The organism is Mitsuaria sp. WAJ17 (assembly GCF_014174515.1).
Lineage (GTDB): Bacteria > Pseudomonadota > Gammaproteobacteria > Burkholderiales > Burkholderiaceae_C > Roseateles_B.
This window is the reverse complement of record NZ_JACJUG010000102.1, coordinates 1-629: the sequence shown is the minus strand read 5'-3', so window position 1 is coordinate 629 and position 629 is coordinate 1. Positions and strand designations below refer to the sequence as shown.

1 protein-coding gene is annotated in these 629 nt (G+C 71.2%); it reads right to left on the bottom strand.

The window, feature by feature from the left end; all coding sequences use genetic code 11:
- On the bottom strand, nucleotides 1-629 hold a 629-nt coding region (locus tag H5407_RS23560; protein ID WP_183106915.1), incomplete at both ends, for an Ig-like domain-containing protein.

Genomic DNA, 629 nt, shown 5'->3' with positions numbered 1-629 from the left:
CTGCCCAGCCCGATGTTGTTCGCATCCCCGCTGTACTCCGCCCGCACCGCATGCGCGCCCGGCGTGCCGAAGCTCACACTCAAGGTGGCCATGCCTTCGATGACCGGCGCGGTGCCCAGCAGCGTCGTCCCCTCGTAGAACTTCACCGTGCCACTGGGGCTGTTGCCGCCCACCTTGGCCACCAGCACCGTGCGCGCGCCGGCTGGCAGCTCCTTGAGCGTGCTGCTGAGGCTCAGGCTGGCCGGGGTGGCGTTGTCCACCGTCAGCGCCACGGGGGCCGAGCTGCCCGGCTCGTTGTTGTTGTCCCCAGGGAACTGGGCGACCACGCTGTAGCTGCCCACGGCCAGGCGGGTGCGCAGGCTGAAGAGGCCGTTGCTGTCCAGCGGCGCGGTGCCCAGCACGCGGGCACCCGAACTGAGGGTCACGCGGCCGGCCGGCACATAGCCCTGCACCTGGCCCGAGAGCTCCACCAGCTCGCTGCCATGCACGGTGCTGGACTTGGCATTGAGCAGCACCACGCTGCCGCCCTTCTCCACCACCACGCTCAGCGGCAGGGACTGCACCTTCTCGTAGGCCGGGCTGGCCACGGTCAGGCGCGCCACGAGCTCGGTGGGCCCGGGGCTCAGGCC